This is a genomic window from Bacillus cereus group sp. N6 (genome assembly GCF_016483705.1).
GTDB lineage: Bacteria > Bacillota > Bacilli > Bacillales > Bacillaceae_G > Bacillus_A > Bacillus_A wiedmannii.
Map to the genome: position 1 here is coordinate 1 of NZ_JAEHBI010000184.1, position 763 is coordinate 763.

Genomic DNA, 763 nt, shown 5'->3' on the forward strand with positions numbered 1-763 from the left:
TCTGCAATCGCAGCTGTGAACAAAGGAAAAGAAATTGAAAAATCTATTGTAGAGGCTGAAAAGGCGGCTGAAAAGGCGGCGAAAGAGGCTAATAAATCTACTGTAGAAATTGAAGCTGTTAAAAAAGAAGCACGCGAAAAAATTGAAAAAGACAAAAAAAATGAAATAGCAGCTGCAGCTGCAGCAAAAGCGCAAGAATATGATCTACTACAAATATTTGATGTAGATAAAATTCAAAAAACATACAATAGTTTTGCAGATATCAATAAACTATCAGCTTCGCAACGAGCGTACCTAGATGATTTACAAAAGCAAAACGAAACTATATATAAATTAACAACCAAATTAACGATAGTAGATATACAAAAAGATCTGTTGAATCTGATGAAAGATGATGCGGATACCTTTACAAATCAAATCAAACTGGAGATTAGCCTCCTACAGAGTTATAAGAAAGATTGGGATCAAGTGAAAGACTGTATCACACAGCTTTCAACAAATACCAGCGATCCTAAAGTACAATTGGCACAATTAAAAAGATTAAAAGACTTAAATAGCCAATTGGAGGCGCAAATGAACGAATTTAATAGTTAAAATCTATTTTCAAGAACCTTGTAATAAAAATATGATAGTTAATAATAATTAAATGGGGGATAAATAATATGAGAAAGTCACCATACAAAATGCTATCTGCAACTGCAATGATAGCCGCCATAGCAGCAGGTAATATCATCCCATCTACACATGTTTTTGCACAAGAAAA

General features: G+C 33.0%; 1 pseudogene. It reads left to right on the forward strand.

Features of this window, described 5'->3' with window-relative positions:
• Positions 1 to 594: pseudogene (locus JDS99_RS30780) on the forward strand (hemolysin BL lytic component L2); the annotation flags it as partial.
• Between the last annotated feature and the right edge of the window lie 169 nt (positions 595 to 763).